Source organism: Nocardioides sp. CF8 (genome assembly GCF_000389985.1).
GTDB classification, from domain to species: domain Bacteria; phylum Actinomycetota; class Actinomycetes; order Propionibacteriales; family Nocardioidaceae; genus Nocardioides; species Nocardioides allogilvus.
In genome coordinates, this window is sequence record NZ_CM001852.1 from 2563488 (window position 1) to 2589919 (window position 26432).

Consider the following 26432-nt stretch of genomic DNA (forward strand, 5'->3'; position numbering starts at 1 on the left):
TGCCACCGCGGCTGCTTCTGCGGCTTCGGTTGAACCGAGGAGCTCGGCAACCTGCGCGCAGCCCTGGGACTGCAACAGCCGGAAGAGTCCCCCGCCGGTTCCTGCCTTGTCGACGAAGACCGGCAGCACCCGTAGCGCTGCCTCCAGGTCAACGGGGTCCAGCTCGTCCGGCCACGCTGCGACATCCTCGGCGAACGCCTGAACACCGCCCAGCCCCGAACCTGCGCATGCCCCGGGTGGCAGGATGGACAGGTCCACCAAGTCGTCGCCTCCGGTGAGCATGGAATGGGCGGACGCCGCGAACGCTTCAGCAGCGGTAACCGCCAGGTCCGGCAGGCTCTCTGGCCAGCGGACCGCGAAGGTGGCATGTCTCGTCGGAACCGGGAATGCGGTCGAGCTGCGAGCCTCGGCAAGCGCTTCGTAGGGCACTTCCTGGATGTCCTCGCGGTCGTTGTCAGCGACGAAGGCGGTGTTCGTGGCGTCGTCGTAGCCGATCACAACGATGTCATGTCGGCTCATCTGGAGTCGGACGCGCAGGTAAGGCAGCTTGGCGATGTCTGCCCACACCATGACGGGCCTGCCGGCGTCGAGCTCGTCGACCACCCACTGCCACCCGAGGATGGGGTCATCGGACTGCTTGAACTCGACGGCAGCGCCCAGCCTGCCGAGCACATCGAGCTCCATATCTCCCCCACGGCCAACGAGGTAGACGGGCGGCACCATTCCAGGGACACGAAGGTAGCTGAAGCCCAGCCCACCTCCGAGGGCGAAGACCAGGCCCTCCTGGGGCGGGCCGTCCCACCCGAGGCCTGCCCACTCGACCAGGTCGCGCAACGCGCCCGACCCGCAATGGCCCGCGCTGCGGTGGGGATAGTCCAGCAACACCCTGCTCACGCGGTCAGCTCCGATCCATGGATGGCTGTTTCATGCCGCACGACCGCGGCCGTGATCAGCGCGACGTTCACGATCGTGTTCTGCATCGGAGGTCCTTCCCCGTCAGGTGGAGCGAGCGAATGCGGAAGCGTTGATCAATCAGCGGTGGCAGCGCGCCTGAGCGGAGCAGACGAGATCAGTCGGCTGCGATCTGCAACAGCTCGGCGCGATCGGCCTCGAGCCCTTCGGTGATCTTCTGCTTGCTTCGCATGAAGTCGCGCGGTCGGTTGACGCAGTCGGCCGCGATCAGTTTCTGCTCACGCAGGTAGAAGCAGGTGAAGTCGCGGTCTTGAGTCGGGTCGCCGCTGAGCAGGATCTCGTCGTACCCGGTGCTCAGGCCGGCGATCTGGAGCTTGAGGTCGTACTGGTCGGACCAGAACCACGGCAGCGCGGTGATGGTCTTCTCCTTGCCGCACATCGTCGCCGCTGCGGCTTTTGCCTGCTCGCTGGCGTTGGGCACCGACTCCAGCCGGATCCTGCGCCCGTAGCGTGTCATCCAGTGGCTGGTGCAGTCGCCTGCAGCGACGATGTCGGGGTCGTTGGTGCGGGCGTGGTCGTCGATGACGACGCCGTCGTCGACGAGAAGGCCTGCGGCGGCTGCTAGTTCGGTGTTGGGCTCGATCCCCACGCCGATGACCACGAGGTCGGCGCGAAGCCGCTCCCCGCCGGCGAGCTGGACCTCACGGACGCGAGCGTCGCCTGTCATGGCCTCGACCAGGGCGCCGGTGCGGATCGTGACACCCGCCTCGCGGTGGATCCGCTCGTAGAAGGCTGACACCTCAGGCGCCGTGACCCGCATGAGCACCCGCTCGGCGGCCTCAAGGACGGTGACGTCCAAACCCAGTGCAAGGAGGGACGCTGCGGTCTCCAAGCCGATGTAGCCGCCGCCGACGATCACCGCATGTCTGCCCGGCTGCGCCGACTCCCGGATCTGCTCCACGTCGGCAAAGGTGCGCAGGTAGTGGACTCCCGGGAGATCGGCTCCCGGGACCGGAAGCAGCCGGGCTCGCCCGCCAGTGCACAGCGCGAGCTTGTCGTAGGACAAGCTGTCGCCATCGGCCATCACGAGCCGGCGCTCTGCTCGCTCGATCGACTCCACGCGGGCATCGAGCAGCTCGATCTCCTGCTTCGCGTAAAAGTGCGGCTTGCGGATCGCCAGCTCGCCGATGGCGCTCTTTCCCGACAGGTAGGCCTTGGACAGCGGCGGCCGGTGGTACGGAAGGACCGCCTCGTCGCCGATGAGGACGACTCGCCCGGACCACCCTTGCTGACGCAAGCCCGCTACCACCTGCGCGCCGGCGTGACTGGCTCCGACGACGAGCGCGGTCCCCTGCGTCATGCTGGGGTCTTCGGGGTCAGGCGCACCGTGAGCTTGCTGATTCCTCGGACGAAGTTGGACTGGACGTACTCGGGTTCGTCGACGACCTCGATCTTCTCGAAGCGGGTCAGCAGTTCCTCCCACAGGATCCGCAGTTGCATCTCGGCCAGGCGGTTGCCCATGCATCGATGCACGCCGAAGCCGAACGCGATGTGGTTGCGGGCGTTCTTGCGGTCGATGACCAGTTCGTCGGGACGATCGAAGACCCTCTCGTCGCGGTTGCCCGAGGCGTACCACATGACGAGCTTGTCGCCCTTGCGGATGAACTGTCCGTTGAGGACGGTGTCCTTCTTGGCGATCCGGCGCATGTAGGCCAGGGGGGTCTGCCACCGGATGATCTCCGAGACCATGTTCGGGATGAGGTCGGGGTTCGCCTTCAGTTTCTCGAACTGGTCGGGGAACTGGTTCAGAGCCAGCACGCCGCCACTCATCGAGTTTCGCGTGGTGTCGTTGCCCCCGACGATGAGCAAGGTCAGGTTGCCCAAGAACTCCATCGGACGGTCGATGAGGTCCTTGGTGTCCTCGTTGCTCTGCAGCATGGTGATGAGGTCGAAGCCCGGCTCCTCCCCTGCGGCGAGGCGAGTCTTCTTGTCGTGCCACAGCGCGCTGAGACCGCGCGCCATGTCAACCATGCCGCGGAAGACCTCGTCGTTGTCCGAAGGTCCTCCGTTCGCCTGCTCCATCGAGGTCGCCAGGTCCGACCACTCGACGAGCTTGTGTCGCTGCTCGTAGGGGAAGTCGAGCAGTGTGGCCAGCATGCGCGCCGTGAGTTCGATGGAGACCCGGTCGACCCAGTTGAAGGGTTGGTCGACGGGAAGCTCGTCCAGCACCTCCTTGACGCGGGACCGGATCAGGCCTTCCATCTCGCGCAAGTTCTTGGGCGCGACAACTCCCTGAACTGCCGCCCGCTGTCGGTCGTGTCGCGGCGGGTCCATGGCGATGAACATGGCGATGTCCATGAACCGCGGCGGCTCGCCGATGATGATGAAGGGCTCGGCGGAGAAGGCCTCGTGGTTCTTGTCGACGGCGATGATGTCGGCGTGGCGGGTGATCGACCAGAACGGTCCGAAGGGGCTGTTGGCCTGGTAGTGCACGGGCGCCTCGTTGCGCACCCGCTCGAAGTAGGACTGCCACCGGCCCTGCCGATACAGAAAGGGATTGCTCAGGTCGATGTCGGCGAGCTCGACCTCGTCCACCGGCGGGATCGGCCGCTCGACGAAGATCTTCTGCCCATCGGTCCGAGTCACGAAGCGACGGGTCTTGTCGTAGAGATGAGCCCCGCGGATCTGCAACTCCATCGGGACGACCGACTTGACCTTCTCACCAATTTCTTCTGCAACGTTGAACATCAACGGTCCACCTTCTCCTCAATCACATCTGGAACTCGGGCAGGTGGACGGTGAGCCCGTCCCATCCGTCGGTCACGTTCATCTGGCACGAGAGCCGAGATGTCGGCTGACGCTCGGGGGTCATCGACAACATCTCCTCCTCGACCGGGCCGGACCCACCCACCGTGTCGGCCCACTGTTCGTCGACGACCACGTGGCAGGTGCCGCAGGCGGCCTCGCCACCGCAGTCGCCGTCAATGCCGGGAATCCCGTTGTCCACCGCGACCTGCATGAGCGACTGGCCCTCTTCGAGCGGCGCCTCGTGCTTCTCGCCGTCGTGCGACACGAAATTGACAGCTGCCATGTTGACCATCTCCTCACTGAAACGTCCTTCCAGTGTTGGCCAGCCCCATGCATGGGGCTATGGTCACCAGAGTCATAAGGTTGTGATTTTGGATCAGAGGTCGATTGCATGAGGAGCGACGAGGTCGGGGTGCCTCCGTTGGCATTCGTGCAGCTGCTCAACAGCAATACGCTGGATGCGGGCTCGGTGGCCCACTTTCGCCGCATCATCGCCCGTCAGTTCGCTTCCGAGACGGAGCTGGTCGAACGCAACGTGCAGGTGCCCATCCGTTGGTTCCGGGAGGTCTACCCAGACCTGGACACCGACAACGCCACCCTGCTCGGCGTGGCCTTCGCCAAACAGGCACAGTTGACCTCGTTCGGACCTCTCAGCCTTCCGCTGGTCAGCTCCAGTTCGGTATCCGAGATCTTCGAGTTGCTCGGCTACCTTCCCGTCATCTCAACCGCTCTGCGCCCCCACTTCCATCACAACGAGCGTGGGCTGACAGTGGGCCTGAGCGGTCACACCGGCGACCCCTCCCTCGACTGCTTTGTGATCGCGTACGCCGGCTCAGCCCTGCTGCGGCTGCTCGACATGCTGGCTGGCACCCTCCCCACAGTGACGCTCAAGCTGGGCTGGCCGGCACCCCGGTCACAGCCTCGGCCCGAAAGCGCCTTCGGCGCGAGATTGATCTTCGACTCGCCCGCGTCATTCGTGGACGTCCCCGGCGACATCCTGGACACGCCTTGCCGGTTCGCCGACCCGGTGGCCTACCGCTTGGCCATTAACGAGCTGCGGCGCACCCTGGATCGACGCAGCACCGCCAACAGTGTCACGGAGAGTGTGAGGCGCTTGCTCGAGCAGGACCCCGAACGCCACCTCGGCCGTGAGGTGGCGGAACTGCTTTCCTTGTCTCCCAGCACCCTGAAACGGCGCCTGAAAGACGAAGGGACAACGTTTCGTGACGTCCGTCAGTCGTTGCTACGCGAGCGTGCGATCCTGCGGCTACTCGACCGCTCGATGTCGGTCAGCCAGATCGCCGCAGACCTCGGCTACGGAGACCTCACGAACTTCTCTCACGCCTTCAAGCGCTGGACCGGGCAATCCCCCAGCGAGTTCCGGAGCGTAGGCGGCCTCGAACGGGACGAGTGAGAGTTGGCAGTTGTTGGGAGCTTCGCGGCGCGCCGATGATGAGCGAGCCACCGTCATGTGCCGCGCCATCCACGCCTCCCAGGGAAAGCCGCCAGCGACGAGACACTAGCCACGTCGGTGCGGTCGGCGGGATGTACAGCCCGCATGTCGGTCGTTCGTCGCCACGCTGGGGCGTCGTTTTGATGGTTGTCATCGCACGAGCGTGAAGCGGGCTGACGCAGGTGCTCCGGCTCAGCCGCTGACGCCGCTGATACGGGATAGCCTGCTACATATCCGTTACAAACAGCCGGTCATCCTCGACGTTTGCGCAGGTCAGCATGGGTCAGTCAGTCAGTACTACGACATATAGTCACTTGTGAACGTAAAGCTCGAACTCACCGTTCGGGTACCGAGGGCCCTGGCTTAGCCGGGGCCCTCGTTGCGCCTCCGCGTCGTCGCGGGCAAGCCCAGGCGAAGGACTCAGCAAGGCGTCGCACCAATCCCGACTACTGCCCGTGCTTGCACCTCTCGGCGGTCGGTTAAGGGGCAGCGGGTGGGGTGCCCGCACTGAGCGAGCCACAGGTCCGCTACGCTCCCTTCTCCAATGATCTTTGGAGGACTGGATGAGTGACGCGAAAGACGGGCTGTTCGCCGAGCTGGCGGTGGTCGGCAAAGCGTTCGGTAGCGCCAAGCGGCTCGAGCTGGTGGATCTGCTCGCTCAGGGGGAGCGCACCGTCGAGAGCTTGGCCCGTGCAGCCGACATGGGGGTCAGCACGGTGTCGGCTCACCTACAGGTGTTGAAGTCCTCAAACCTGGTGCGGACGCGTCGGGACGGGACGCGCGTCTACTACCGACTGGCGGGCGATGACGTGGTTGCGCTGTACGGCGCGATGCTGACCGTTGCACGTACCCGGTCCGCCGACGTGGAGCAGGCGTTGGCGGCCTACCTCGGCGTTCCAGGCTCAGGTGAGATCGACATCGTGACCCGACAAGAGCTGCTCGACCTCCTCGAGGCTGGGTCGGCCGCTGTGATCGATGTCCGACCTTCGGAGGAGTACGCCGCGGGGCACATCCCAGGCGCCCGCAGCCTTCCGTTCGAGGAGCTGCCGAACGCCGTGGCCGACCTGCGGGCCGGCGGCGAGGTGATCACCTACTGCCGCGGCGCCTACTGCGTCCTCGCGCACGACGCCGTCCGGTTGCTCGCTACCGAGGGGATCCACGCCCGCCGCCTGGAGGACGGGATGCTGGAGTGGAGAACTCACGCACTCCCGGTGGAGGTCGGCGCGTGATCGCGGCGCTTCGCCTCTGGCCTGCTCGGCGATGGCTGACGGCGCTCGCTGCTGGTGCCGCGTTCGTCCTTGTCGTGGCGATTCCAACGGACCTGATCGACACTCCGATCTTCGGCCGCGAGGTGCCTCCCACGTGGTGGTCCTGGCCGTCTCTCATCCTCTCCTCGATCCTGGCTGGGCTACTGGTCGGGTCCTATGTGGCCGCCCCGGCACGTATGGGTGATGACCGCCAGGTCCAGCGCGGCGGATGGGTCGGCAGCGCGTTGACCTACTTCGCCGTCGGCTGCCCGGTGTGCAACAAGCTCGTACTCCTCGCTCTCGGTAGCGCGGGAGCGATGACCTGGTTTGAGCCCATCCAGCCGCTGCTGCAAGTTGCCGCGGTCGTTCTCCTCGCCTGGGCGCTACGGCGACGTCTGCTCGGCGAGATCTCCTGCCCCACCGATCTGAAGGAAGTTCATGCCTGAGTCGCATCCTGCCCGTAAGAGCCCCATCCTGCCGGCGATCGTCGCGCTCGCCGCCGCCGTCGCGCTGATCGCAGCGCTCGCCGGCGTATTCTCCGGCGACGACGAGGCCGACAGGTCAGTCGGGTCCCCCACAGACTCGCAGCGGTCGAGCACGAGCGACGACTCGCTGGCACGACGCCAGGTCGACGACCCGATGGCCAAGGGCGAGGCTGACGCCCCCGTAGTACTCATCGCCTACTCCGACTTCCAGTGCCCGTTCTGCGGCAAGTGGGCTCGCGACACCGCCCCGGCCTTGGAGGAGCAGTACGTCACCGACGGCACCCTCCGCATCGAGTGGCGCGACTTCCCCTACCTCGGGCCGGAGTCGGCGACTGCCGCTCTGGCCGGCCGCGCGGCCGCCGCGCAAGGCGCGTTCTGGGAGTTCCACGACGCCATGTACGCCGATCAGCTGCCGCCGAACAGCGGCAACCTAAATCAGGAGTACGTCGAGGGAATCGCCGATGAGCTCGGCCTGGACGTGCAGCAGTTCCGTTCCGACATGAAGTCCCAGACGACCGAGCAGCTTGTCGACGCCGACTTCCAGGAAGGCCAGGAACTGGGCATCACCGGAACGCCATCGTTCCTGATCAACGGCGTCCCGGTCATCGGCGCCCAACCAACCGAGGTGTTCGAGGACCTTATCGAGGAGGCCGACGCCGGATGATCGAGATCGGCGTCCTCGCGGCGTTCGCCGCCGGGGTCCTCGCGCTCCTCTCACCGTGCAGCGCACTGCTGCTGCCGTCGTTCTTCGCCTACGCGTTCGCCACCAAGCGCGCACTGGTGACCCGGACACTGGTCTTCTACGTCGGCCTGCTGATCACCCTGGTTCCGCTCGGGACCGGCGCCGCAGCCGCGTCACGCCTGATCTACGGCCACCGACCGCTTCTGATCGCGGTCGCCGGCTGGACCATCATCGGGCTGGGTGTCCTGCAGCTGCTCGGCAAGGGCTTCGCGCTGCCATTCGCTAGCCGCCTCCAGAGCTGGTCGGCCGCCCGCACGAGCCAAGGATGGGTCTCGACCCTGATCCTGGGGGCCGTCTATGGCCTCGCGGGCTTTTGCTCCGGCCCTGTGCTCGGCGCCATCCTCACAGTTGCCGCCACCCAGAGCACGCCGTGGCGAGGCGGAGCCCTCCTTGCGGTCTACGCACTCGGGATGGCAGCACCTCTCCTGGTGCTCGCCGCCATCTGGGACCGTTTCGATCTCGGCCGCCGCCGCTGGCTACGCGGCCGCACCCTGACCTGGGGGCCGCTGCGCGTCCACACCACATCCGCCACGGCCGGCGTCCTCTTCGTGATCATCGGAGTGGTGTTCCTCCGCTACGACGGCACCGCCGGCATCACCGGGGCCTTCGGCATCGCCGATACCGTGGAATTGGAGTTCACCGCCCAACAGACGGCAGCGACGTGGGCCGCCGCGGCGCCGGACTGGCTGTTGCCCGCAGTCATCCTGCTCGGGGCACTGACGGTCGCTTGGCGCCGACGCCACGGCAACTCGCAGAATGATGACCCGGCGTCTACCCCGAAACACGAGAAGATCGACGAGGACATGCGCTCCCGATAGCACCCCAGCGCGCCTGGTGGGGCCGCCTCAGGCAAGGGCGAGGAAGAGCTTCTCCATCTTCTTGACGTCAACGTCGTCAAGACCCTCGTCGGACTCGGTGAGGCACTGCTGCAGGCCGGTGGCGACGATGGCGTAGCCGGCGCGGGAGAGCGCCTTGTTGACGGCGGCCAACTGTGTGAGGACGGACTCGCAGTCAGAGCCCTCCTCCATCATCCGGATCACGCTGGCAAGGTGCCCGTTGGCGCGCTTCATGCGGGTGATGATCGCCTTGATCTCGGTGGGTTCGAGGTCCATCAGTTCTTCTCCAGTGCGGCCAGGGCCGCGGTCAGCCGCTGTCGTGCGTCGGTCGCGACGGTGCGGAGGGTGTCGCCGGCGTGACCGGCGAGGGACATCATGGCGTCGGGGTCGAAGGCCTCGACGACCGTGGTGGTGTCGTCGAGGGCGCGGACGACGACGTTGCAGGGCAGCAGTGCGGCGATGGAGGGATCGGCCTGCAATGCCTGGTGCGCTAGCTGGGGGCGGCAGGCCCCCAGGATGATCTGGGGTGCGACGTCGACATCGAGCTTGGCCTTCAGCGTGGCCTTGAGGTCGATCTCGGTGAGGATGCCGAACCCCGCGGCGGCGAGCTCAGCGCGCACCGCCTCGACGGTCTCGTCGTAGGGGCGGGGCACCGTGGTTTCGAGCGTGTACTGCGTCATGGGGTCTCTTCCTCTCGGGTACCGATCACGAGGTCCGTGGCTAGGCTGCACCCACAACTGTACAACCCCCCTGGGGGATGTGTTAATGTTTGGGCATAACCCCCCCGGGGGTTCCGTTTGGGTAGTTCGACGAGCCAGCAAAGGAGTCCCCTCTATGCGTGAAACCACCATCGACCAGCTCGCTGCGGCGCTCGATCAGGGCGCGTCGGTGGTCGACGTCCGTGAGCCTGCGGAGTTCCGCGAGGGTCACGTGCCGGGTGCGGTCAACATCCCGATGGGTCAGCTGACCGCCCGGCTGGGCGAGATCGACCGCGATCGTCTGGTGCACGTGGTGTGCGCCTCGGGCAACCGCAGCAGCGCGATGGCCGACGTTCTGACCGCTAACGGCTTCGAGGCGATCAACGTCGCCGGCGGCACCAGCGCCTGGGTCCGCTCCGGGCTACCGATTGAGAAGTGAGGCGAACATGACTGACGCCACCACCACCGAGACACCCGCACCGGCCTCGGCGACCGAGGAGGCCCAGCAGCGGCCGGCCGAGGGACTGACCGTCCGCACCCTCGAGACCTCATCGCTCGGGGACCGCACCTACGTGGTCCACGACGGCGAAGCCGCCCTGGTGATTGACCCTCAGCGCGACATCGACCGGGTGTTGGAGGTGCTCGAGGCCGACGGCGTGCGACTGACCCACGTGTTCGAGACCCACATCCACAACGACTACGTCACTGGTGGCCTGGCGCTCGCGCAGGCAACCGGAGCGGCCTACCTGGTCAACGGCGAGGACGAGGTGTCCTTCGACCGCACCCCGATCGCCGACGGCGAGGTCGTCGAGGTGGGCGACCGGATGCGCGTCCGTGCGATCGCCACCCCCGGTCACACCTTTACCCACCTGTCCTACGCGCTCTCTGTCGACGGGCCTGACGGCGAGGAGCCGTACGCCGTGTTCACCGGCGGCTCGCTTCTCTACGGCGCCACCGGTCGACCCGACCTGCTCGGAGAGGAGCACACCGACGCCCTGGTGCGTCACCAGCACGCATCGGCGCACAAGCTCGCCGAGCAGCTGCCCGACGAGGCCGAGGTCTACCCGACTCACGGGTTCGGGTCGTTCTGTTCGGCCACGCAGTCCGAAGCCACGGCCTCGACGATCGGCGAGGAGAAGCGCTCGAACCCGGTCCTGACCCAGGACGAGGAGACCTACGTCCGCGAGTTGCTGGACGGCCTCGGTGCCTGGCCGGCGTACTACGTGCACATGGGACCCGCCAACGCCGCCGGTCCCTCCGCGCCCGACCTCTCCCCGGTGCAGGAGGCCGACGCGACCGAGCTGCGGCGCCGGATCGACGCGGGTGAGTGGGTGGTGGACCTGCGCAATCGCAAGGCCTTCGCCGCTGGGCATGCCCCTGGAGCGTTCAACTTCGGACTCGACGGTGCCTTCTCGACCTACTTGGGCTGGCTGATCGAGTGGGGCACCGCCGTGACCCTGCTCGGTGAGACCGCCGAGGACGTGGCCACCGCCCAGCGTGAGCTGGTTCGGATCGGCATCGACCGGCCCGCAGCCCAGGCCACCGGCGGTCCGCAGGACTGGACCGACGGCGACCTCGGTAGCTTCCCGACCGCCACCTTCGCCGATCTGGCGCAGGTGCGCCACCACCGCGACGTCGTCGTACTGGATGTGCGCCGCGCTGACGAGTACGAGGGTGCAGCGATCGCCGGGGCGGTCAACATCCCGATCCACGAGCTGCCCCGCCGCGTCGGCGAGGTGCCGGCCGGTGAGGTGTGGGTGCACTGCGCCAGTGGTTACCGCGCCTCGGTCGCTGCCTCGTTCGTCGCCGCCGCCGGCCGGACCCCCGTCGCAGTCGACGACTCCTTCGAGAACGCCGAGAAGGTCGGCCTGCACCTGGTGCGCCCCGAGGGCGACACCACCGACCCCACCGACGGTGCCGACGGGCCCGACGTCTGAGATGACACTGCTCCTCGCCGTCGCCGCCGGCGCGCTCATCGGCCTGTCCCTGGGGGCACTCGGTGGCGGCGGCTCGATCCTGGCCGTGCCGGTGCTGGTGTACCTGCTCGACCAGTCCGCCTCCCAGGCGACGACCGGGTCGCTGGTGGTCGTCGGCGTCACCTCCCTGATCGGGGCGATCGCCGCGCACCGCGCGGGCAACGTGCTGCTCGGCCGCGGCCTGGTCTTCGGCCTGGTCGCGATCGGCGGGGCGGTGGCGGGAGCGGAGGCGTCCGATCGGGTCTCCGAGGAGGTCCTGTTGGCCGCCTTCGCCGCCCTGATGCTGCTGGTCGGCGGGATGCTGGCCTGGCGCCAGCTACGCCACCGTCGCGGAGACGACGCTCGGCACGTCGCGCGGCCCACCCTGGACGACCCGATCATCACGTTCAGCCCGACGTTCGCCTGCCAGTGCCCCCGGGCCCTCAAGGTGCTGCTGACCGCCACCGTCGTCGGGGCGCTGACCGGCTTCTTGGGCGTCGGCGGAGGCTTCCTCGTCGTACCCGCCCTCCTGCTCGCCCTCGCGCTGCCGATGGAGTACGCCGCCGGCACGTCCCTGGTGGTCATCACCATCACCAGCGCCGCAGCGCTGGTCGTCCGGGCCGGTTCTGGCGACCCACCGGACTGGGCGACCGTCGCCGTCCTCACGGCGACGTCAGCGGCAGCAGCCGTCGCAGGGGCCCGCCTCGCCGACCGTGTCGACACCCACCGCCTCCAGGCGGCCTTCGCCGTCCTGGTCCTCGGCGTCGCCGTCTACACGGCCGCCCGCGCGGTCCCCGCCCTTCTCTGATCACACCGATCGCTCACCCCTCACCGAACGGAACATCCATGAGCACCACCACCGCCCCGTCGAAGGGCGCCCCCGACTTCACTCCCGGCTTCCGCCCCGGACCCCTCGGCCGCCTCGGTCTCTGGGTGAGCGGCCACGCCAAGCTCGTCACCGGCGTCTGGCTGCTGCTCATCGTGGGCCTGGGCGCCTTCGCTCCCCAGGTCGAGCACAACCTGTCCGGCGCCGGCTGGCAGGCCGACGGCTCGGAGTCCGTCGCCGCCCGCGAGCTCGCCCAAGAGAGCTTCGGCGGTAACGCCTCCTCGGCCATCCAGGTCGTCGTGCACTCCACCGACGGACCCGTCACCGAGGGCCCCGGCGCCGAGGTCCTCGCTCAGGTGACCCGGATGCTCGAGGCCGAACCGCGCATCGCTGAGGTGATCGCGCCGATGCCCGGCGCGACCATCAGCCAGGACGGCAGCACCGCGATCATCCTTGCGGGCGCGGGTGCCGACACCAACGAGATGGTCCGGGTCGCCACCGACCTCAAGGGGGACCTCCAGGACCTCTCGGTCGAGGGCATCCAGGTCAACCCCACCGGGTCCTCGCTGCTGTGGTCGGACTTCAACGAGGCCAACCTCGAGGCGATGCTTAAGTCCGAGATGGTCTCCTGGCCCGTCACCATGGCGATCCTGGTGCTCGCCTTCGGCGCCCTGGTCGCCGCAGGCCTTCCCCTGATCCTGACCCTCGCAGGCCTCGTCGCCTCCGCCGGATCGTTGGTCCTCATCAACGAGCTCGTCCCGGTCTCCATCTGGGCGATGAACTTCGCGATGATGTTCGCCCTCGCGCTCGGCATCGACTACGCGCTGTTCCTCGTCGTGCGCTACCGCGCCTCCCGCATGGGTTCCGGCAACTCCGCGCGTCAGGCGGTCGCCGAGACCATGGACACCGCCGGAAAGGCCGTCCTGCTCTCGGGCGCTACCGTCTTGATCTCGCTGTCGGCGGTGATGCTGGTGCCCTCGCCGTCGTTCCGCTCGATGGCCGGCGGGATCATGCTCTCGGTCGTCTTCGTCCTGGCCGCAACCCTCACCCTGCTCCCGCTGGTGCTGTTCAAGCTCGACCACAAGATCAACAAGCTGTCCCTGCCCTGGGTAAAGACGGGCGAGCACCGCTCCCCGAAGTTCGCCGCATGGGGAGAGCGACTCTGGAAGCGCCCCCTCGTCTGGGGCCTGGGCGCACTCATCGTGCTGCTCGCACTCGCCGCACCCATCATCGGCCTCAAGACCGCCATGCCCTCCATCAAGGTCCTGCCCGAGGACGCCAGCGCACGCGTCGGCTACGACCTCGTCCAGGAGTCCTTCGGCGAAGGTGCGCCCGGCACGCTCCAGATCGTGATGAAGGCCTCCGACGCCGACGCCGCGAAGACCGTGCTCGCCTCCGACCCCGGCATCGCCGGAGCAATGCCCTCAATGCCGGCAGCCGACGACAGCGGACTGGTCCTGATCCAGGCCGTTCCGACCGTCGACCCGTCCGACCCCGCTCTCAACGACACCGTCGACCGGCTGCGCGCCGACCTGCCGTCGAGCGCCCTCGTTGGAGGCGCGGCGGTGGAGAACCTCGACCTCAAGGCCCAGCTCGACGAATCCACGCCGCTCGTGATCGGGGTCGTGCTCGTGCTCGGGTTCCTGCTGTTGCTGGTGGCGCTCCAGGCGCCGCTGATCTCGTTGCTCGGCACGCTGGCCAGCCTGCTGTCGACGGCTGCGGCGTTTGGCGTGGCCCGCCTGGTCTTCCAGGAAGGCATCGGCGCTGACTTCTTCGGCTTTGAGAGTCAGGGCTTCCTCGACGCGTGGGCCCCGGTGTTCTTCTTCGCCATGATCTTCGCGATCGCGATGGACTACACGGTCTTCCTGCTCGCGTCGGCCAAGGAGCACTACGAGCACTCGGGCGACCCTAAGGACGCGATGGTCGGCTCGCTCGCCCACTCTGGACGGGTCATCTTCGCCGCCGGCGCGGTCATGGTCGCGGTGTTCTTCACCTTCGCCCTCTCCGGCCCGCTGCCCCCCAAGGAGATGGGCATCGTGCTCGGCGTCGCTGTGCTCCTCGACGCCTTCCTCGTGCGGCTCGTGCTGCTGCCGGTCATGCTGCGCCTGACCGGCAAGGCGGCGTGGTGGTCGCCGGCCTGGCTTCGCCGTGTGTTGCCGACCATCACGTTCTCGCACGGCTGAGCGCTCCTCGACCGCCGCGGCGTATCCCCCTGCGCCGCGGCACGTGGTCCGGGCGCCCGACCCCACGGGGGTCCGGACCACACCTCCCCTTCCAGACTCACCACCCTCACCCCTCCCGCACGATCACCCGAACCAAAGGAGCTCCACCATGTGCCGAGCAGTCACTTGTAAGAAGTGCGGCAAGACCACCTGGGCCGGCTGCGGCCAGCACGTCGACCAGGTCCTCGCCCGCGTCCCTCGCGCCGACCGGTGCGCCGGCCACCCCCACGAGTCCGGCACCGGGTTCTTCAGCCGCCTCTTCGGAGGCAAGGGATGAACCTCGACCGCGCCGTTCTCCTCCTCGCCGGCACCATGACCCTGCTCAGCGTCCTGCTGGTGGCGCTCGTGTCACCGTGGTGGCTGCTGCTGACCGCCTTCGTCGGGCTCAACCTGCTCCAGTCGTCCATCACCGGCTTCTGCCCCGCGGCCGTCATCTTCCGCCGGCTCGGCGTCAGCAGCGGGTGCGCCTTCCGATGAGCGACGACGGCTCTCACCACTGGGATGCTGTCTTCGCGTCGCGTGACCTCGACACGGTGTCGTGGTTCGAAGAGACGCCAACCCACTCCGTGGAGCTCCTGCGCCAACAGCCCGGCTCGGTGATCGACATCGGAGCCGGCGCGTCCCGGCTCCCCGACGCGCTCCTCGCCGAGGGCCGCGACGACATCACCGTGCTCGACATCTCCCGCGAAGCGCTCGCAGTGACGCGCGAACGGCTCGGCTCCGCGGAAGGGCGGGTCGCCTACGTCGTCAGCGACGTCCTGTCTTGGGAACCCTCGCGCACCTACGACGCCTGGCACGACAGAGCCGTACTCCACTTCCTCACCGAGCCGGCCAACCACGCGGCGTACGTCGACCTGGCCGCCCGCACCATTTCCCCCGGCGGCCTGCTGGTCCTGGCCACATTCGGCCCCGACGGACCCACGTCCTGCTCGGGCCTGCCGACGGCCCGCCACTCCGCCGAGGACCTCGCCGCCCTCGTCGCGCGTGCCTTCACCCTTACCCATGCCGAAACGCGGATCCACCGCACCCCCGGCGGCTCCGAGCAGCAGTTCACCTGGATCAGCGCTCGGCGCACGGATGGCTCTCATTGATCTGCGCGACTCCCCGGGCTGGCGACGTTCAGCCGATCTAGAAAGCGGCTGACATCTAGATCAATCTAGGCGCTCCCACTCATCCGGGGACGCCCAGAGCAACGCGGTAGCCTGTTACACATCCGGTACAAACAGCCGGCCAACCTCGACGTTTGCGCAGGTCAGCATGGGTGAGTCAGTCAGTACTACGACATCTGAGGCTCGCCTCCCCGCTGGTCTCGCCGGTGATGGAGTCAGCCAGCAACCTGCCGCTGGTTGAGCAGCGAGGAACGAGCGTGTCGAAACCAAGGCACTGACGTCGTACGGCGGTCACCCACCCGGGTGGCCGCCGTTCGTCATTGGCGCATCTTCACGATCGGCCTCCCCCGGCGCCGCGTGACGCCACACTGCAACCGTGCGCATCGGAACTTGGAACCTGGCGGGGCGCTGGGACGCCCGACACCTCGCCCTCATCGAGACGATGGACTGCGACGTCCTGCTGCTCACCGAGGTGTCCGAGCGCGTCGATCTCCCGGCGCACGATCTGCACCTGGGATGTCTGGAGATGACGCTCAAGCGGCGCTGGGCGGCAGTCGCGTCCCGCCTTCCGATGCGGCCGTTGCCCGACCCGCACGGAGCCTCGGCCATGGCCGAGATCGAGGGCATCCGCTTCTGTTCCTCGATCCTGCCTTGGCGCTCCTGTGGCACCCGTGATCTCTGGGTGGGCGTCAACACCGCGGAGAAGACCAACACCGCCGTCGTTGCCCTGGAAGCCGCGGCACCCGAGGTGTGGGGCGGCGACTGGAACCACGCCCTGTCCGGGCGGGAATGGACCGGCTCCATCGCCGGACGAGCCTCGATCCTCGAAGCGGTCGAACGGCTGCGACTGCATGTGCCCACGGCCTCTTCGCCACACCAGATCGACGCTCTCCTCAGCATCGACCACATCGCCGTCCCGACGACCTGGGTGACGGGTGCTGCGCAGCGGTATCGAGCGTTCGACAGCGAGACCCGGATCTCCGATCACGACGCCTACGTGGTCGAAGTCCATCCGCGAGGCGTCGGCTGACAACGCGCGAGAGCACTGGCGAGCTCTTCGGGTCGGCCTACAGTGAGGTATGGCAGTGAAGCGCTCGATTCCGGACCGGTCCGCACCGACAGCTGCACCGTCAGGTGCCGTGGAGCACGTCGCCGCTCTGGGGGGCGTCGTGCTCTCTGTCCTCATCAACCGCGTGTACGGGCGCGGCCGACCACGCCCCCTGCACCCCCGTGGCGAGGCCCGGAACGCCTCCTGGACCATCGACACCCGCGGACCGTCACCCACGGGCGTGCCCTGCCTGGACGACCTGGGCCAACGGCCGTGCCAAGTGCGGCACAGCCGCGCGGTCGGTCTGCCGTCCGGGTGGCCCGACATCGAGGGCGTCGCCGTCCGACTGCCCCGTGGTTCGGAGGGCGGAGGTACCGGCGGTGGGATGGGCGAGAACAACTTCGGGGGCGACCTTCTGCTGGCTGGCACTGGTGACGGAATGGTGAGTCGCCACCTGCTCGTGCCGCGGCGGAGCGAGGGCACGTGCTCGACCCTGCTCCCGATGCGCACACCGACGGGCCCGCTCCTGGTGCGGTTGCGGCCTGCCGGGTCGGAGGACTGGGAGATCGCCTGGTCCCGTCCGGGTGGGGCCTGGCATCGGGTCGGGACGTTGACCGTCACGGACGAGCCCGTGCCGGAGCCGCACTTCGAACCGGTGGACAGTCCGCCCCACGGGCTGGAGCACTATCCGGTGGCAGCACTGCTGCGCCGTCCGTCGTATGCCCAGGCACGCCGCCAGGCAGGCCTCGCGGAAGCGGACGATCCCGTCCCGATGGAGTGACCGCTCGATGTCTAGCCCACATTGATAACCGCCGGGGGCGCGCGTCGTTGGAAGGTCAACCACTCGCTACGGAGGTCCACCCCATGCTTCGACCCACTCGGCGTCTTGCGGCGCTCGTCGCCGCTCTCACGACCGGCGCCGCTACCGCGCTCATCGCCCCGGTGTCGGCAGGAGCGATTCCTGAGCTGACGGCAATCGCCGTACCCTCCGTGCCGACGGACGAGGCAGGACACGGGAAGGTCATCGTGGCCTTCGACGGTGTGGTCCCGGCGGGCACGCTCGACGCACTGCGCAACCTGGGTGTGGAACGGGCGATCGAGCTGCCGACCATCGCAGCCGTCGCGGTGACGGCGGACCTCCCGGTCGTCAACGTGCTCAGCAGCCTGCCGGGCGTCATCTCGGTGGAGCCGCAGCGCCGCTTGGTGTCATACCTCTACGCCTCGAAGGGGCAGATCAACGCCCTCGGCGTCGACCAGCCCTCGACGTACACCACTCGGGTCGACGGCAAGCGGGTCACCGGGACCCGGCCGGGCGTGACCGGCGAGGGCGTGACCGTGGCGGTTCTCGACTCCGGGATCTTCGCTCCCCACCCCGACTTCGGCGACCGCGTGGTGAAGGGCCTCAACTTCTCCTACGCCGAGGCGGCCCAGCAGGTCGGCTTCACGGCTGACCAGTGGGATGCGTACGCCGAGTCGACCGGCACCCTGGCGCTCCAGGACGAGATCGGTCACGGCACCCACGTCGCCAGCACGGTGGGTGGCGACGGCAGTCTCTCCGCCTCGCAGGGCGGCCCGGACCTCGCCGGCGTCGCGCCGGGTGTCGACTTCATCTCGATGCGGGTCGCGACCCCCGGCTTCGGCATCGTCGACGACCTCGACTGGGAGGAGGCTGCTCTGGCCGCCTTCGACTGGACCATCCGGCACCGCGAGGAGTACGGCATCGACATCACCCAGAACTCCTGGGGCCTGCTCCCGACCGAGCCGAACTGCCTCGGACTGGACTGCGGCGAGCCGACCGACTTCGACGCGATGTCGCAGATGATCGCCTCGGTGGTCGACAACGGCATCCACGTCGTCTTCTCCGCCGGCAACGCCGGCCCCGAGCCCGGCACGATCGGTGGCTACCACGATGCCGCGAACGGAGCCGTCCTCGTCGGCGCTGCCTGCAAGTCCGTGGACTCGTCCGGCTGTGTTCCCGGCCAGGAGATCACGGGCTTCTCCAGCCGAGGAGCGGCCGACGGCACCGGCCCGCAGGTCGACGTCGTGGCGCCCGGCGACACGATCATGGCCGCCCTGTCGCCGTCCGTGCTCGCCCCGCTGACCGAGTGTGCCGAGATCCAGCAGCCCGGCTACTTCTGCATCTCTGGTACGTCGATGTCCTCACCGCACGTCTCCGGCGTTCTGGCACTGATGCTCCAGGCGAACCCTGCGGCAACCCCTGCCCAGGCGAAGCAGTGCTTGCTCTCGACAGCCGTCGACATGATGACCCCGGGCTTCGACATCCACTCCGGGCTCGGCATGGTCGACACCAAGGCCGCGCTGACCTGCGTCCACGCCCTCACGTTGACCAAGAAGAGGCGCTGACCGCACCTCAGAAGCGGCGGTGGCTCACCTTCCAAGAGTCCGCTCGACGGCCGGTCGTGCGGTCAGGACGGCGCCTGGTGCGAGGCTGTGCCGTGCTGAGGGAGGGACGGGTGGATGCCGTGAGAAGGGTCGTCGAGAACGACGTGGAGGTTGCTGCGACTCCTGACGCGGTGTGGGCTCGAGTCGTTGACGCGGAGGGCATCAACCACGAGATGCGCCCCTGGATGACCATGCGCATGCCGCGGGGAACAGCGGGGCTGACGATCGAGACCATTCCGCTCGGGCGGCCCGTTGGCCGCGCCTGGCTTCGACTCTTCGGGCTCATCCCCTTCGACTACGACCACCTGACCATCGTCGAGCTCGAGCCGGGCAAGCGGTTTCTGGAGCGCTCCACCATGTTGAGCATGCGGCACTGGGAGCACGAGCGGACGCTGACTCCTGTCCCGGGTGGCACGAGGGTGAGCGACCGAGTGATCCTTGAGCCTCGTCTGCCTGTTCCGGGCATGGCCGCGATCCTGGCGAGGTTCGTCGATGCCTTCTTCAAGCATCGACAGCGACGGCTGCGCGCGCACTTCGCCTCGGTGGCGCCTCCTCCGGCGACGTAGTGCCGGATGACTGCGATGCCGGACTCATCGGCCGGATGCTTGGGCGCTGAGCAATCCTCAGAGGGCCACGTCGTCCGGGACGACCCGTCTCACCATCAGGTCACCTGCCTCACGCCCAACGACGAGGCGCGTTCCGTCCAGCCGTTCGAGCGACTCGCGGACGACACCAAGATGGAGCCGCGTGTCGTGGGCGATGTCGGCGTCGCGGACGGGGACGACGTTCGGACCCCACTCCTCGGGCGGCACCTCGAAGGGATCGAAGTCCGTCTGCGCGGCTGCCCACAGCTGGAGGGCGGACTCGTGGACCATGTCGTCGATGATGCGGTCGTCCGGCATCTTCGCGACGCTACCTGTCATCCGCGGCAAACGGCACCTGTAGGTCATGGCTGGCTGCATTCGTGAACGACGACCCGAGCGTCGCCGGCTCCGGCGCCAGGTCGCTCGCGGCCGCGGTCCGCAACTGGCGGGCGAGTACCGTTGGGGGCGTGGTCGAGGTAGGTCCGGTGTTGGTCGACTACCGAGAGCGGAGCAGTGAGATCCCCGAGGCCTTGATCGCAGCCGGCCTTGACGTGCGACTGACCGATCTGCCGGTGGGCGACTACGTGCTCGGTCCCGGACTGGCGATCGAGCGCAAGGGCCCGCATGACCTGGGGGCGTCGATCCGCGATGGACGCATCTTCGAGCAGGCTGTACGTCTGCAGTCGGCCTTCGCCCAGTCTGTGCTCATGGTGGAGGGTGAACCGCGCGGGATCGCCGAAGACGCTTGGCGCGGAGCGGTGTGCCGACTGGTCGAGGACGGGTTCACCGTGTTGCACAGCCTGGACGCCGAGGACAGTGCGGCTTGGATCACTCGACTCGCCAAGCGTGCCCGCCGCGCTGGCCCGACCACTCACGCCGGTGGGCCGCGCCGCGCACCGCGCCACCCGTCCGCGCAGGCTGAGGCGATGCTCTCCGTGGTTCCGGGGATCAGCACCACCATGGCCCGCAGCCTGCTCGCCTCGTACGGCAGTCTTGCCGCGGTCGCCGCGGCCGCGCCCGAGGGTCTGCGTCGCCATCCCGGCATCGGGACGGTGCGTGCTGCTCGACTCGCGGAAGCGATGCACGGCGGGTATGTCGCAATCGTCGACCGCGAGCCAGAACCCGGTCGGCCCTCCCGCGGGGCACGACCGGCGCGCCGCTGGATCCTCACCGACCCCACTCCAGGCGCGGAAGTGCAATCCTTCGACCGTCGAGCCATCGCACTGCGCGCCCTGCATTCGGCTGCTGCCGGAACTCAATTGATCGACGGCCTCACCGGTGAGGTGTCAGCAACATCCAAGTGACCGAGATCTCCGTTAGGGCCGGATCGAGCTCGCTCGGCGGCACATCGACACACCCGGGCAGGCCATCCAGCGGGCAGGTCGCCCCGGAGCGGCACACAAGCGGCGGATAGACGCACTCGTCGCGGCCAAATGAGTGCGTCGCTCCCGCCTGGGCTGCCAGCATGAGGCTGTGCAACGACCCAGGGGAACAGCGGTGGCAATCAACGGTGGCTACGACTTCCAGCCGCAGTGGCTGGGCGGCATGCATCAAGTGACTGGGCAGATCGAGAAGTGGATTCCCGGTCAAGACACTCAGCCTGCCTGTGTGGTTCGTCTTAACGAGCCTCTGACTGCCACCGGCGACGTACGCGGCAAGCGGGAGCAACGGACCGGGGTGTTCGTCGTGCTCGAACTCCGGTACATCGGGCAGAAGTGGGAGTCATCGGGAAACGTCCACGTCGAGTTGTGCGACACCGAACCTGACGACAACACCTGGGCAGAACGCGACGTGGGTGCGTGGGTTGAGTCCCATGCGACCTACTCGTTCGCCGGTTGAAGCAATGCACCCATCTCGACCTGAGCGGATATTTCGGTGAAGCCTCAGGCGGCGGATAGACGCTGTCAGACACGTGGCCGTTCAGTCCGATGAGGTCTCAAAGGCTGCACGCGATCAGGGCGGCACCCGGTCACGATTGAGTCAACTCAGTCGGCTGCGATCGATCAGAATGGGGATCAACCGCTCTCTCCACGCGGAGAAGGGAATCTGACCTGAGGACATCCCTCCTGCCTCGAACTGTTCGCGGTGCAAAACGTCAATGTCGAGGTTGTTGACGTCCTCGCCGACTACAGCTCGGAAGGTGTCCCTCAAAAGGTCGTCCAACTCGAACACTGACTCTGGCATGTCAACTACCGCCAGGCGATCCTGCATCGCGCGCCAGACGAGCGGATCACCGCGGAGACCCCACTGAAAAGGTTCACGCTCAAAGAGCTCTCCGACGGCTTTCGGACCGCGATCGACGGGTTCACTCACAACGTCATCAAAGCACCCTCCACCGCGTCCCGGAAGCGGCGGAATGCAGCGCTTCGCCACGAGTAGTTTCCAGCCGCCGATGTCCGGCCCCAGCCCACGCCCAGTCAGGCGCCGCCCTCAGTCAACGTCGTGACGGGCAACCAGTCCGATCCAAGGAGCTGAGCGAGGTCCGCGAGCCCGGTGGTGTCGCTTCCCACCGTGTCGGAGGCGGCGGCGATCCGCTCCACCATCACCTTGCCGACTTGCTCCTCGACGGTGCCCTCGGCATAGGCGATGTGCCACGGCGAGACCTGGTGGTCGCGGTGGGTGCGGCCGGTGACCTGCCGTCCGGCGATGCCCGAGAAGCGGGCCTGGTGGAAGACACCGACCCGCGGCTCCGTGCTCGCTTGGCTGCCGTCGGCGAGGGTCTCGCCGGCGTGCAGGCTGATCGAGGCGACCGTGGTGAAGACGCAGACCTTCGCCTCCCCGGTCTGGAACCGGAGCCGCTCGGCCTCTGCGTCGAACCTGTCGCGGCCGTAGATCGAGGCGACCTCGATGCCGGAGTCACGCAGCCGGTCGGCGATCGGGTCAGCGGCGGTCGCGACGAACTCGACCGAGCACGCCACCTGCCGTTCGGCCTCGACCTGCTGGGCGATCCAGGCGACCGTCGAGTCGACACGGATCAGTCCAGCCTTCTGCCGGAAGCGCAGGAGCGCGGCCCGACCCTTCGCGACATTGCGGCCGCGCCGGGCGATGTCCATCTCACGACAGAACTCCCCCCATTCGGCCTCGTACGCCGCCCGCTCCCCCGGCGTGAGCGCCACCGGCATGCCGGAGATCGGCACCGGCCCCCAGGGCGCGGCGCGGTGCAGCATCGCCGGAGGCCGCTCCTCGTCGAGCCAGCCGCGCACCAGCTTGAGGTCCGCCGCGCGCCGAGCCGGATCGGTGGTCCACGTCGCGCCGTACCGTCCCTGTTCCACCCCGACACCGTGGCGCTCGAGCGCGGCGGTGAACGCGTCCCCGGGTTTGGTCGTGGAGGTCCAGTCCTTCATCGGCTCGCCGAGCACCTGCGCATAGGCCGGCGCAAGGTAGGGCAGCTCGAGCGGCGTGTGTCCGGGCGTCGCGGTGGTCGCGATGACGAACGGCGCCTTGTCGTGCGGCCTCCCGTGTCCCGAGATCCGCGCCCAGAGCTTCCATCGCTTCGTCGTCGTACGGCGCAGCGCGTGCGCCTCGTCCGCGATGATCACGTCCCAGGTGTGGTCCTTGACCTTCTCCAGCCGGTCCCACGTGATCACGACCCACTCCAGCCCGCCGTGCCCCAGGGCCGTGATCGTGCGGCACCAGTGGCCGATCGTGATCGCGGCGGGCCGGTCGGCCACGACGAGCACCCGTCGCGCACCGCGCAGGTCGCCCACGGCCGTTGCCCCGAGGACCGCGGAGATGGTCTTGCCCACGCCCGGCTCGTCAGCGAGCAGGAACAGCCGTCCGTCCGCCGCGGCGCGCTCCGCGATCGCATCGGCTGCCTCGAACTGGATCCTCCGGGGCTCGAGCTCGTCGGTCGGATTGCGGTCGGGAGTCGGATCGTCAGGATTGAGGTTGTTCTCGATGAAGCGACCGAGCGTGTAGGGCCCCGGGGAGTACGGCGCGAGGTGCGCGGGCAAGGCGCGCCCGACGTACAGGTGGGTCTTGACGGCAGGGTGCCAGGTGGCGCCGTCGACCTGCATCCCGTACGGCACGTCGAGCACCCACAGCCGCTCCCCCGGCCCCGCGTTCGGGAACGGTCGCTGTTGCTGTCGCGTGCCGCTGCGGCCCGGGGACGTGCTCCGTCGACGAGCGCTGGATCGTCGAGGGCTGGCCATCCCCGGACGTTATCGGGGTCTCGTCCACGAACAGTGCCGCCTCGCCCACGTGCAGCGCGGTCGGCCGCAGCCTGCTAACGGGCCACGACTACTGCGCGAAGAGGGACAAAAGTGATCCGTTGGCTGCCTTGAACCAAGCGTCGTTGGGCGTAATGACCATCGCGGGGATCCCGTCATGCACCTGGATCTCGCCCCCGCCGCACACAGTCGGAACATACTCACCATGCATGTCCACCACCTCCTCCGTGAACCCTTGGACGGCGAGCATGAACCGGTTGGGATTGGGATACGGATTCCCAAGCGAAATCAGCACGCCACCGTCTTGATCGTCAAACCCGGCAAGTGGGCCGCACACGAGGTCAACCGATCCCGCCCTGTTAGCAGCGTTCTCCCAGGCGACTTCTCCTGGAAGAGCTGGTGGTCGCTGATATGGGTACTCGGCCCACTCGAAGTAGACGAGGTCCTCTGCCTCAGACACCGCTTCGTCTTGAGCCTCAGCCTCGATTATGACTTCGACGGCAGATGGGTGGGCCAATTCAATCTGAGGAACACCCTCAAAGAGCGTGACAAGACCTGAAGCACAGAGCGTTGCGCCAGGGCGCACCTCCGCTGCGAGCTCAGCGAGTGATGCGCTCCAGATGACGAACGTGAACCGGTCATTCCGGGGATAGTCCTGGCCGAGGTTGAGAAACAGCCCCTCGTCTATCTCATCGGCCCCAGCCAGCGGTCCGCAGACCCGCCCTACGGAACCCTCTGCTTCTGCCGTCTCATCCCACCACAGCGCTGTGGCTCTGGCATCCGGTGCGTCGGATACCGGACTTGGGATCCGCGGGTCTTGGCGCGACTCAACCCCAGCTGCACCCGAGTCACTGAGGCCGTCCGTGCTGTCGCCGCCACAACTGGCAAGGAGGCCAACAGCGAGCAACGCTGCAGTCGAACGGAACCTGCTGGCCGTGGACACTCCGTGAGTATGACCGTCAGAGGCCCCAATTGTGCGGATCTGGGCAAGGTCGTCCGCTCGTGCAAACGATGCCATTGCTTGCCTCCGCACTGGCTCCTGGGGCTCAGGCTGCCGCGCTCTCGCCTCGCCCAGGGAGGAGCCGTTCAAGGCCATAACTGGGTCGACAACACCCGGGAGCGACCCGTTGGTATCTCCGATGTAGTGAGACAGCCCCACGGGGCAGATCTTCAAGGCACACGCGGGCGGATTGGCACACCACAGACGGCGCAGAACGCGATTGAGTTCGACGACCACTGCGTTGGACCTAGTGACTCGGCGCACAGTCTCGACAGGAGTATTGAATGGTCTCGTGCCTCCAGCACGGTTCGGGCTCGCGGTGCGGCTTCGCCTGGGACGTGCGCGTACCACTGCCGCTCGGGCGGCGGTGGGCAGTGGCGAGGCTGGCCACCCGTCCATCGGCCGTGAAGGCCACGCCCTCGCTCACCAGCACGGACTTGGCCCATTCAACCCACCGCCGACTGTCGTCGTCCTGATCGGCCAACAATGTGCCATCAGCTTTCACGACTCGCCACCAAGGAATGTCATGGTTCTCGGCTGGGGTGGTCATCCAGGCGTCGTTGTCGGGCCGGCTCCCGAGCACGTTGCCGACCGCGCGGGCGTGATTGCGAGTAAGGCCCACCCGCTCGGCAAGGTCGCCGTAAGTGATCACGGCGCCCACCGGGATGGCGCGGACCGCGGCAAAGACGTCTTCGGGGTTGATGCTGCTCATAAGCTGACGCTATCCGCGATAGATCGACGCCATCCGGACTTCCGGCACTCTCGTCACTCAGCCCCCGCAAACCCCTGCTGCCGCCAGGCCTCGTAGGTCACCACAGCAGCCGAGTTCGCGAGGTTGAGCGACCGGCGGCCGGCCAGCATGGGGATCCGGACCTGCTCGGTGACACGCCCATGACCGAGCACCTCGTCGGACAGCCCGGTCGGCTCGGGCCCGAAGAGCAGCACGTCGCCCGGGCGGAACTCGACGTCGGTGAACCACGTCGTCGCCCTCGCCGTGAACGCGAAGACCCGCGACGACGCCAGCGCCTCGCTGGCCAGGGCAGTGTCCAGGTCCGGGTGCACCACCACGGACGCCAGGTCGTGGTAGTCCAGCCCCGCGCGCTTCAGCTTGGGCTCGGAGAGGTCGAACCCGAGGGGCTCGACCAGGTGCAGGGTGGCGCCGGTGCCGGCAGCCAGGCGGATCGCGTTCCCGGTGTTGGGAGGAATGCGGGGCTCGAGGAACATCACGTGGAACACGCCGCACGATAACGCGGACCGTGCCTCAGGCCCGGGCGGCGCGCTCCTCAGTCGTCGCGCAGGGCCTGATGCTGCTCGACGTTCTGCCCTGCGTGCGGGTCCGGGACCGCGTCGGGCTCGACCAGCGCGATGGTGTCCTCCAGCGCGACTCCGGGCGGGAGGTTGCGGTAGTCCTGGCTGGGCCTCGAGCGGTCGTCGCGTGCGGTCACTCCTCGAGACTGGACCTCACCGCCGAGCCCGTCAGTCGAGCTGCTGCCCCAGCTGCGAGATGAACTCGTCCGCCATGGCCAGCTGCCGCTCCAGCTTCTCGCGCCGCTCGGAGGCATCGGCGAGGATCTCGACGAGCCGCTCCCGGGCCTCAGCGTGCCGGTCGCTCGCGTCCGGGTCGCGCAGCGCCTCGAGGTCGCGCATCGCGGCGCTCATCTGCTCGAGGGTGAAGCCGAGCGGCTTCATCCGGCGGATGACCAGGATCTTCTCGACGTCGGCCTCGGTGTAGAGCCGGAAGCCGCCGTCCGTGCGTCCCGACGGGCTGAGCAGGCCGACCTCGTCCCAGTGCCGCAGACTGCGCAGCGAGAGATCCGTGCGGGCGGCCACCTCGCCGATGTGCATGGGCGCGGGCTCGGGAGTCGACGTCACGGGTGGACCATCTCACACCGCCGGCGATTCCAACCCTTACGTAACGTGAAGTTAGGGTGTTCG

31 protein-coding genes are annotated in these 26432 nt (G+C 67.8%); 17 read left to right on the forward strand and 14 right to left on the reverse strand.

Going from position 1 to position 26432, the window contains the following annotated elements; genetic code table 11:
* The 4 genes from CF8_RS12445 to CF8_RS12460 all read right to left on the reverse strand — a co-directional run.
* The coding region (locus tag CF8_RS12445) for a BtrH N-terminal domain-containing protein (protein WP_036490909.1) at positions 1–894 on the reverse strand (894 nt) is incomplete at its 3' end.
* 175 nt (positions 895–1069) lie between these two features.
* On the reverse strand, positions 1070–2272 hold the full coding sequence (locus CF8_RS12450; RefSeq protein WP_010833467.1) for an NAD(P)/FAD-dependent oxidoreductase: 1203 nt from the start codon (positions 2270–2272) through the stop codon (positions 1070–1072).
* Entirely contained in the window at positions 2269–3660 is a 1392-nt protein-coding gene (locus CF8_RS12455; protein WP_010833468.1) for a cytochrome P450, read from the reverse strand. Before CF8_RS12455 ends, CF8_RS12450 begins: the two co-directional genes overlap by 4 nt.
* A 22-nt stretch (positions 3661–3682) precedes the next feature.
* Positions 3683–4003 carry a 2Fe-2S iron-sulfur cluster-binding protein gene (locus tag CF8_RS12460; protein WP_036493038.1) on the reverse strand — a complete coding sequence of 107 codons (321 nt, stop codon included), beginning with the start codon at positions 4001–4003 and terminating at the stop codon, positions 3683–3685.
* 108 nt (positions 4004–4111) lie between these two features.
* Between CF8_RS12460 and CF8_RS12465 the strand changes: the two genes are divergently transcribed.
* The 5 genes from CF8_RS12465 (at position 4112) to CF8_RS12485 (ending at position 8465) form a co-directional block, all read left to right on the forward strand.
* Entirely contained in the window at positions 4112–5134 is a 1023-nt protein-coding gene (locus CF8_RS12465) for a helix-turn-helix domain-containing protein (protein WP_036490912.1), read from the forward strand.
* Between the two features lie 602 nt (positions 5135–5736).
* Positions 5737–6402, forward strand: a complete 666-nt coding sequence (locus tag CF8_RS12470; RefSeq protein ID WP_036490915.1) for an ArsR/SmtB family transcription factor — start codon at positions 5737–5739, stop codon at positions 6400–6402.
* Positions 6399–6866, forward strand: a complete 468-nt coding sequence (locus CF8_RS12475; RefSeq protein WP_010833472.1) for a hypothetical protein — start codon at positions 6399–6401, stop codon at positions 6864–6866. Before CF8_RS12470 ends, CF8_RS12475 begins: the two co-directional genes overlap by 4 nt.
* Positions 6859–7569: a DsbA family protein gene (locus CF8_RS12480; protein WP_010833473.1), complete on the forward strand. Its 711-nt coding sequence runs from the start codon at positions 6859–6861 to the stop codon at positions 7567–7569. The genes CF8_RS12475 and CF8_RS12480 overlap by 8 nt, the downstream gene beginning before the upstream one ends.
* Complete coding sequence (locus CF8_RS12485) at positions 7566–8465, forward strand: cytochrome c biogenesis CcdA family protein (protein WP_010833474.1); 900 nt, start codon at positions 7566–7568, stop codon at positions 8463–8465. The genes CF8_RS12480 and CF8_RS12485 overlap by 4 nt, the downstream gene beginning before the upstream one ends.
* A gap of 27 nt (positions 8466–8492) precedes the next feature.
* On the opposite strand, the gene CF8_RS12490 is transcribed toward CF8_RS12485, so the two are convergent.
* On the reverse strand, positions 8493–8759 hold the full coding sequence (locus tag CF8_RS12490) for a metal-sensitive transcriptional regulator (RefSeq protein WP_010833475.1): 267 nt from the start codon (positions 8757–8759) through the stop codon (positions 8493–8495).
* Positions 8759–9163 (reverse strand): DUF302 domain-containing protein, encoded by a 405-nt coding sequence (locus CF8_RS12495; RefSeq protein WP_010833476.1) that lies wholly within the window; start codon positions 9161–9163, stop codon positions 8759–8761. The genes CF8_RS12490 and CF8_RS12495 overlap by 1 nt, the downstream gene beginning before the upstream one ends.
* Before the next feature lie 154 nt (positions 9164–9317).
* Here CF8_RS12495 and CF8_RS12500 point away from each other — a divergent pair, with 154 nt between their 5' ends.
* The 10 genes from CF8_RS12500 (at position 9318) to CF8_RS12545 (ending at position 19310) form a co-directional block, all read left to right on the forward strand.
* Positions 9318–9620 (forward strand): rhodanese-like domain-containing protein, encoded by a 303-nt coding sequence (locus CF8_RS12500; protein WP_010833477.1) that lies wholly within the window; start codon positions 9318–9320, stop codon positions 9618–9620.
* Positions 9621–9627: 7 nt separating this feature from the next.
* Positions 9628–11118, forward strand: coding sequence for an MBL fold metallo-hydrolase (locus tag CF8_RS12505; RefSeq protein WP_010833478.1), 1491 nt, complete (start codon positions 9628–9630; stop codon positions 11116–11118).
* A 1-nt stretch (position 11119) separates the two neighbouring features.
* The gene (locus tag CF8_RS12510) at positions 11120–11944 is read left to right on the forward strand and encodes a sulfite exporter TauE/SafE family protein (RefSeq protein WP_010833479.1); all 825 of its coding nucleotides are present in this window, start codon (positions 11120–11122) and stop codon (positions 11942–11944) included.
* A gap of 38 nt (positions 11945–11982) precedes the next feature.
* Positions 11983–14145 carry an MMPL family transporter gene (locus CF8_RS12515; RefSeq protein WP_010833480.1) on the forward strand — a complete coding sequence of 721 codons (2163 nt, stop codon included), beginning with the start codon at positions 11983–11985 and terminating at the stop codon, positions 14143–14145.
* A 312-nt stretch (positions 14146–14457) separates the two neighbouring features.
* Positions 14458–14661, forward strand: coding sequence for a YgaP family membrane protein (locus CF8_RS12520; protein WP_036490917.1), 204 nt, complete (start codon positions 14458–14460; stop codon positions 14659–14661).
* Positions 14658–15275, forward strand: a complete 618-nt coding sequence (locus CF8_RS12525; protein WP_036490918.1) for a class I SAM-dependent methyltransferase — start codon at positions 14658–14660, stop codon at positions 15273–15275. The genes CF8_RS12520 and CF8_RS12525 overlap by 4 nt, the downstream gene beginning before the upstream one ends.
* Before the next feature lie 460 nt (positions 15276–15735).
* Entirely contained in the window at positions 15736–16323 is a 588-nt protein-coding gene (locus CF8_RS12530; protein ID WP_198016846.1) for a hypothetical protein, read from the forward strand.
* A 520-nt stretch (positions 16324–16843) separates the two neighbouring features.
* The gene (locus CF8_RS22035; RefSeq protein WP_156887217.1) at positions 16844–17122 is read left to right on the forward strand and encodes a hypothetical protein; all 279 of its coding nucleotides are present in this window, start codon (positions 16844–16846) and stop codon (positions 17120–17122) included.
* A gap of 83 nt (positions 17123–17205) precedes the next feature.
* On the forward strand, positions 17206–18705 hold the full coding sequence (locus CF8_RS12540) for a S8 family serine peptidase (RefSeq protein ID WP_010833484.1): 1500 nt from the start codon (positions 17206–17208) through the stop codon (positions 18703–18705).
* A 119-nt stretch (positions 18706–18824) separates the two neighbouring features.
* Positions 18825–19310: an SRPBCC family protein gene (locus CF8_RS12545; protein WP_198016847.1), complete on the forward strand. Its 486-nt coding sequence runs from the start codon at positions 18825–18827 to the stop codon at positions 19308–19310.
* Between the two features lie 57 nt (positions 19311–19367).
* Here the strand turns inward: CF8_RS12545 and CF8_RS12550 are convergent, their stop codons facing one another.
* Positions 19368–19646: a hypothetical protein gene (locus CF8_RS12550; protein ID WP_010833486.1), complete on the reverse strand. Its 279-nt coding sequence runs from the start codon at positions 19644–19646 to the stop codon at positions 19368–19370.
* A gap of 167 nt (positions 19647–19813) precedes the next feature.
* On the opposite strand from CF8_RS12550, the gene CF8_RS12555 reads away from it, so the two are divergent.
* On the forward strand, positions 19814–20632 hold the full coding sequence (locus CF8_RS12555) for an ERCC4 domain-containing protein (RefSeq protein ID WP_156887218.1): 819 nt from the start codon (positions 19814–19816) through the stop codon (positions 20630–20632).
* A 193-nt stretch (positions 20633–20825) separates the two neighbouring features.
* Positions 20826–21167: a hypothetical protein gene (locus CF8_RS12560; protein ID WP_036490920.1), complete on the forward strand. Its 342-nt coding sequence runs from the start codon at positions 20826–20828 to the stop codon at positions 21165–21167.
* A gap of 141 nt (positions 21168–21308) precedes the next feature.
* Here CF8_RS12560 and CF8_RS12565 read toward each other — a convergent pair whose 3' ends face one another.
* From CF8_RS12565 to CF8_RS12590, 7 genes are all read right to left on the reverse strand, one after another.
* Positions 21309–21641: a hypothetical protein gene (locus CF8_RS12565; protein ID WP_036490923.1), complete on the reverse strand. Its 333-nt coding sequence runs from the start codon at positions 21639–21641 to the stop codon at positions 21309–21311.
* 104 nt (positions 21642–21745) lie between these two features.
* A complete protein-coding gene (locus CF8_RS12570) occupies positions 21746–23365 on the reverse strand; it encodes a putative helicase (protein WP_010833488.1) in 1620 nt (539 codons plus the stop codon).
* A 202-nt stretch (positions 23366–23567) separates the two neighbouring features.
* Positions 23568–24440 carry a hypothetical protein gene (locus tag CF8_RS22040; protein WP_156887219.1) on the reverse strand — a complete coding sequence of 291 codons (873 nt, stop codon included), beginning with the start codon at positions 24438–24440 and terminating at the stop codon, positions 23568–23570.
* 304 nt (positions 24441–24744) lie between these two features.
* A complete protein-coding gene (locus CF8_RS20990; RefSeq protein WP_010833489.1) occupies positions 24745–25209 on the reverse strand; it encodes an MGMT family protein in 465 nt (154 codons plus the stop codon).
* A gap of 53 nt (positions 25210–25262) precedes the next feature.
* Positions 25263–25733 carry a tRNA (cytidine(34)-2'-O)-methyltransferase gene (locus CF8_RS12585; protein ID WP_010833490.1) on the reverse strand — a complete coding sequence of 157 codons (471 nt, stop codon included), beginning with the start codon at positions 25731–25733 and terminating at the stop codon, positions 25263–25265.
* Positions 25734–25780: 47 nt separating this feature from the next.
* Positions 25781–25942, reverse strand: coding sequence for a hypothetical protein (locus CF8_RS22045; protein WP_156887220.1), 162 nt, complete (start codon positions 25940–25942; stop codon positions 25781–25783).
* 31 nt (positions 25943–25973) lie between these two features.
* Positions 25974–26369 carry a helix-turn-helix domain-containing protein gene (locus CF8_RS12590; protein WP_232211503.1) on the reverse strand — a complete coding sequence of 132 codons (396 nt, stop codon included), beginning with the start codon at positions 26367–26369 and terminating at the stop codon, positions 25974–25976.
* Between the last annotated feature and the right edge of the window lie 63 nt (positions 26370–26432).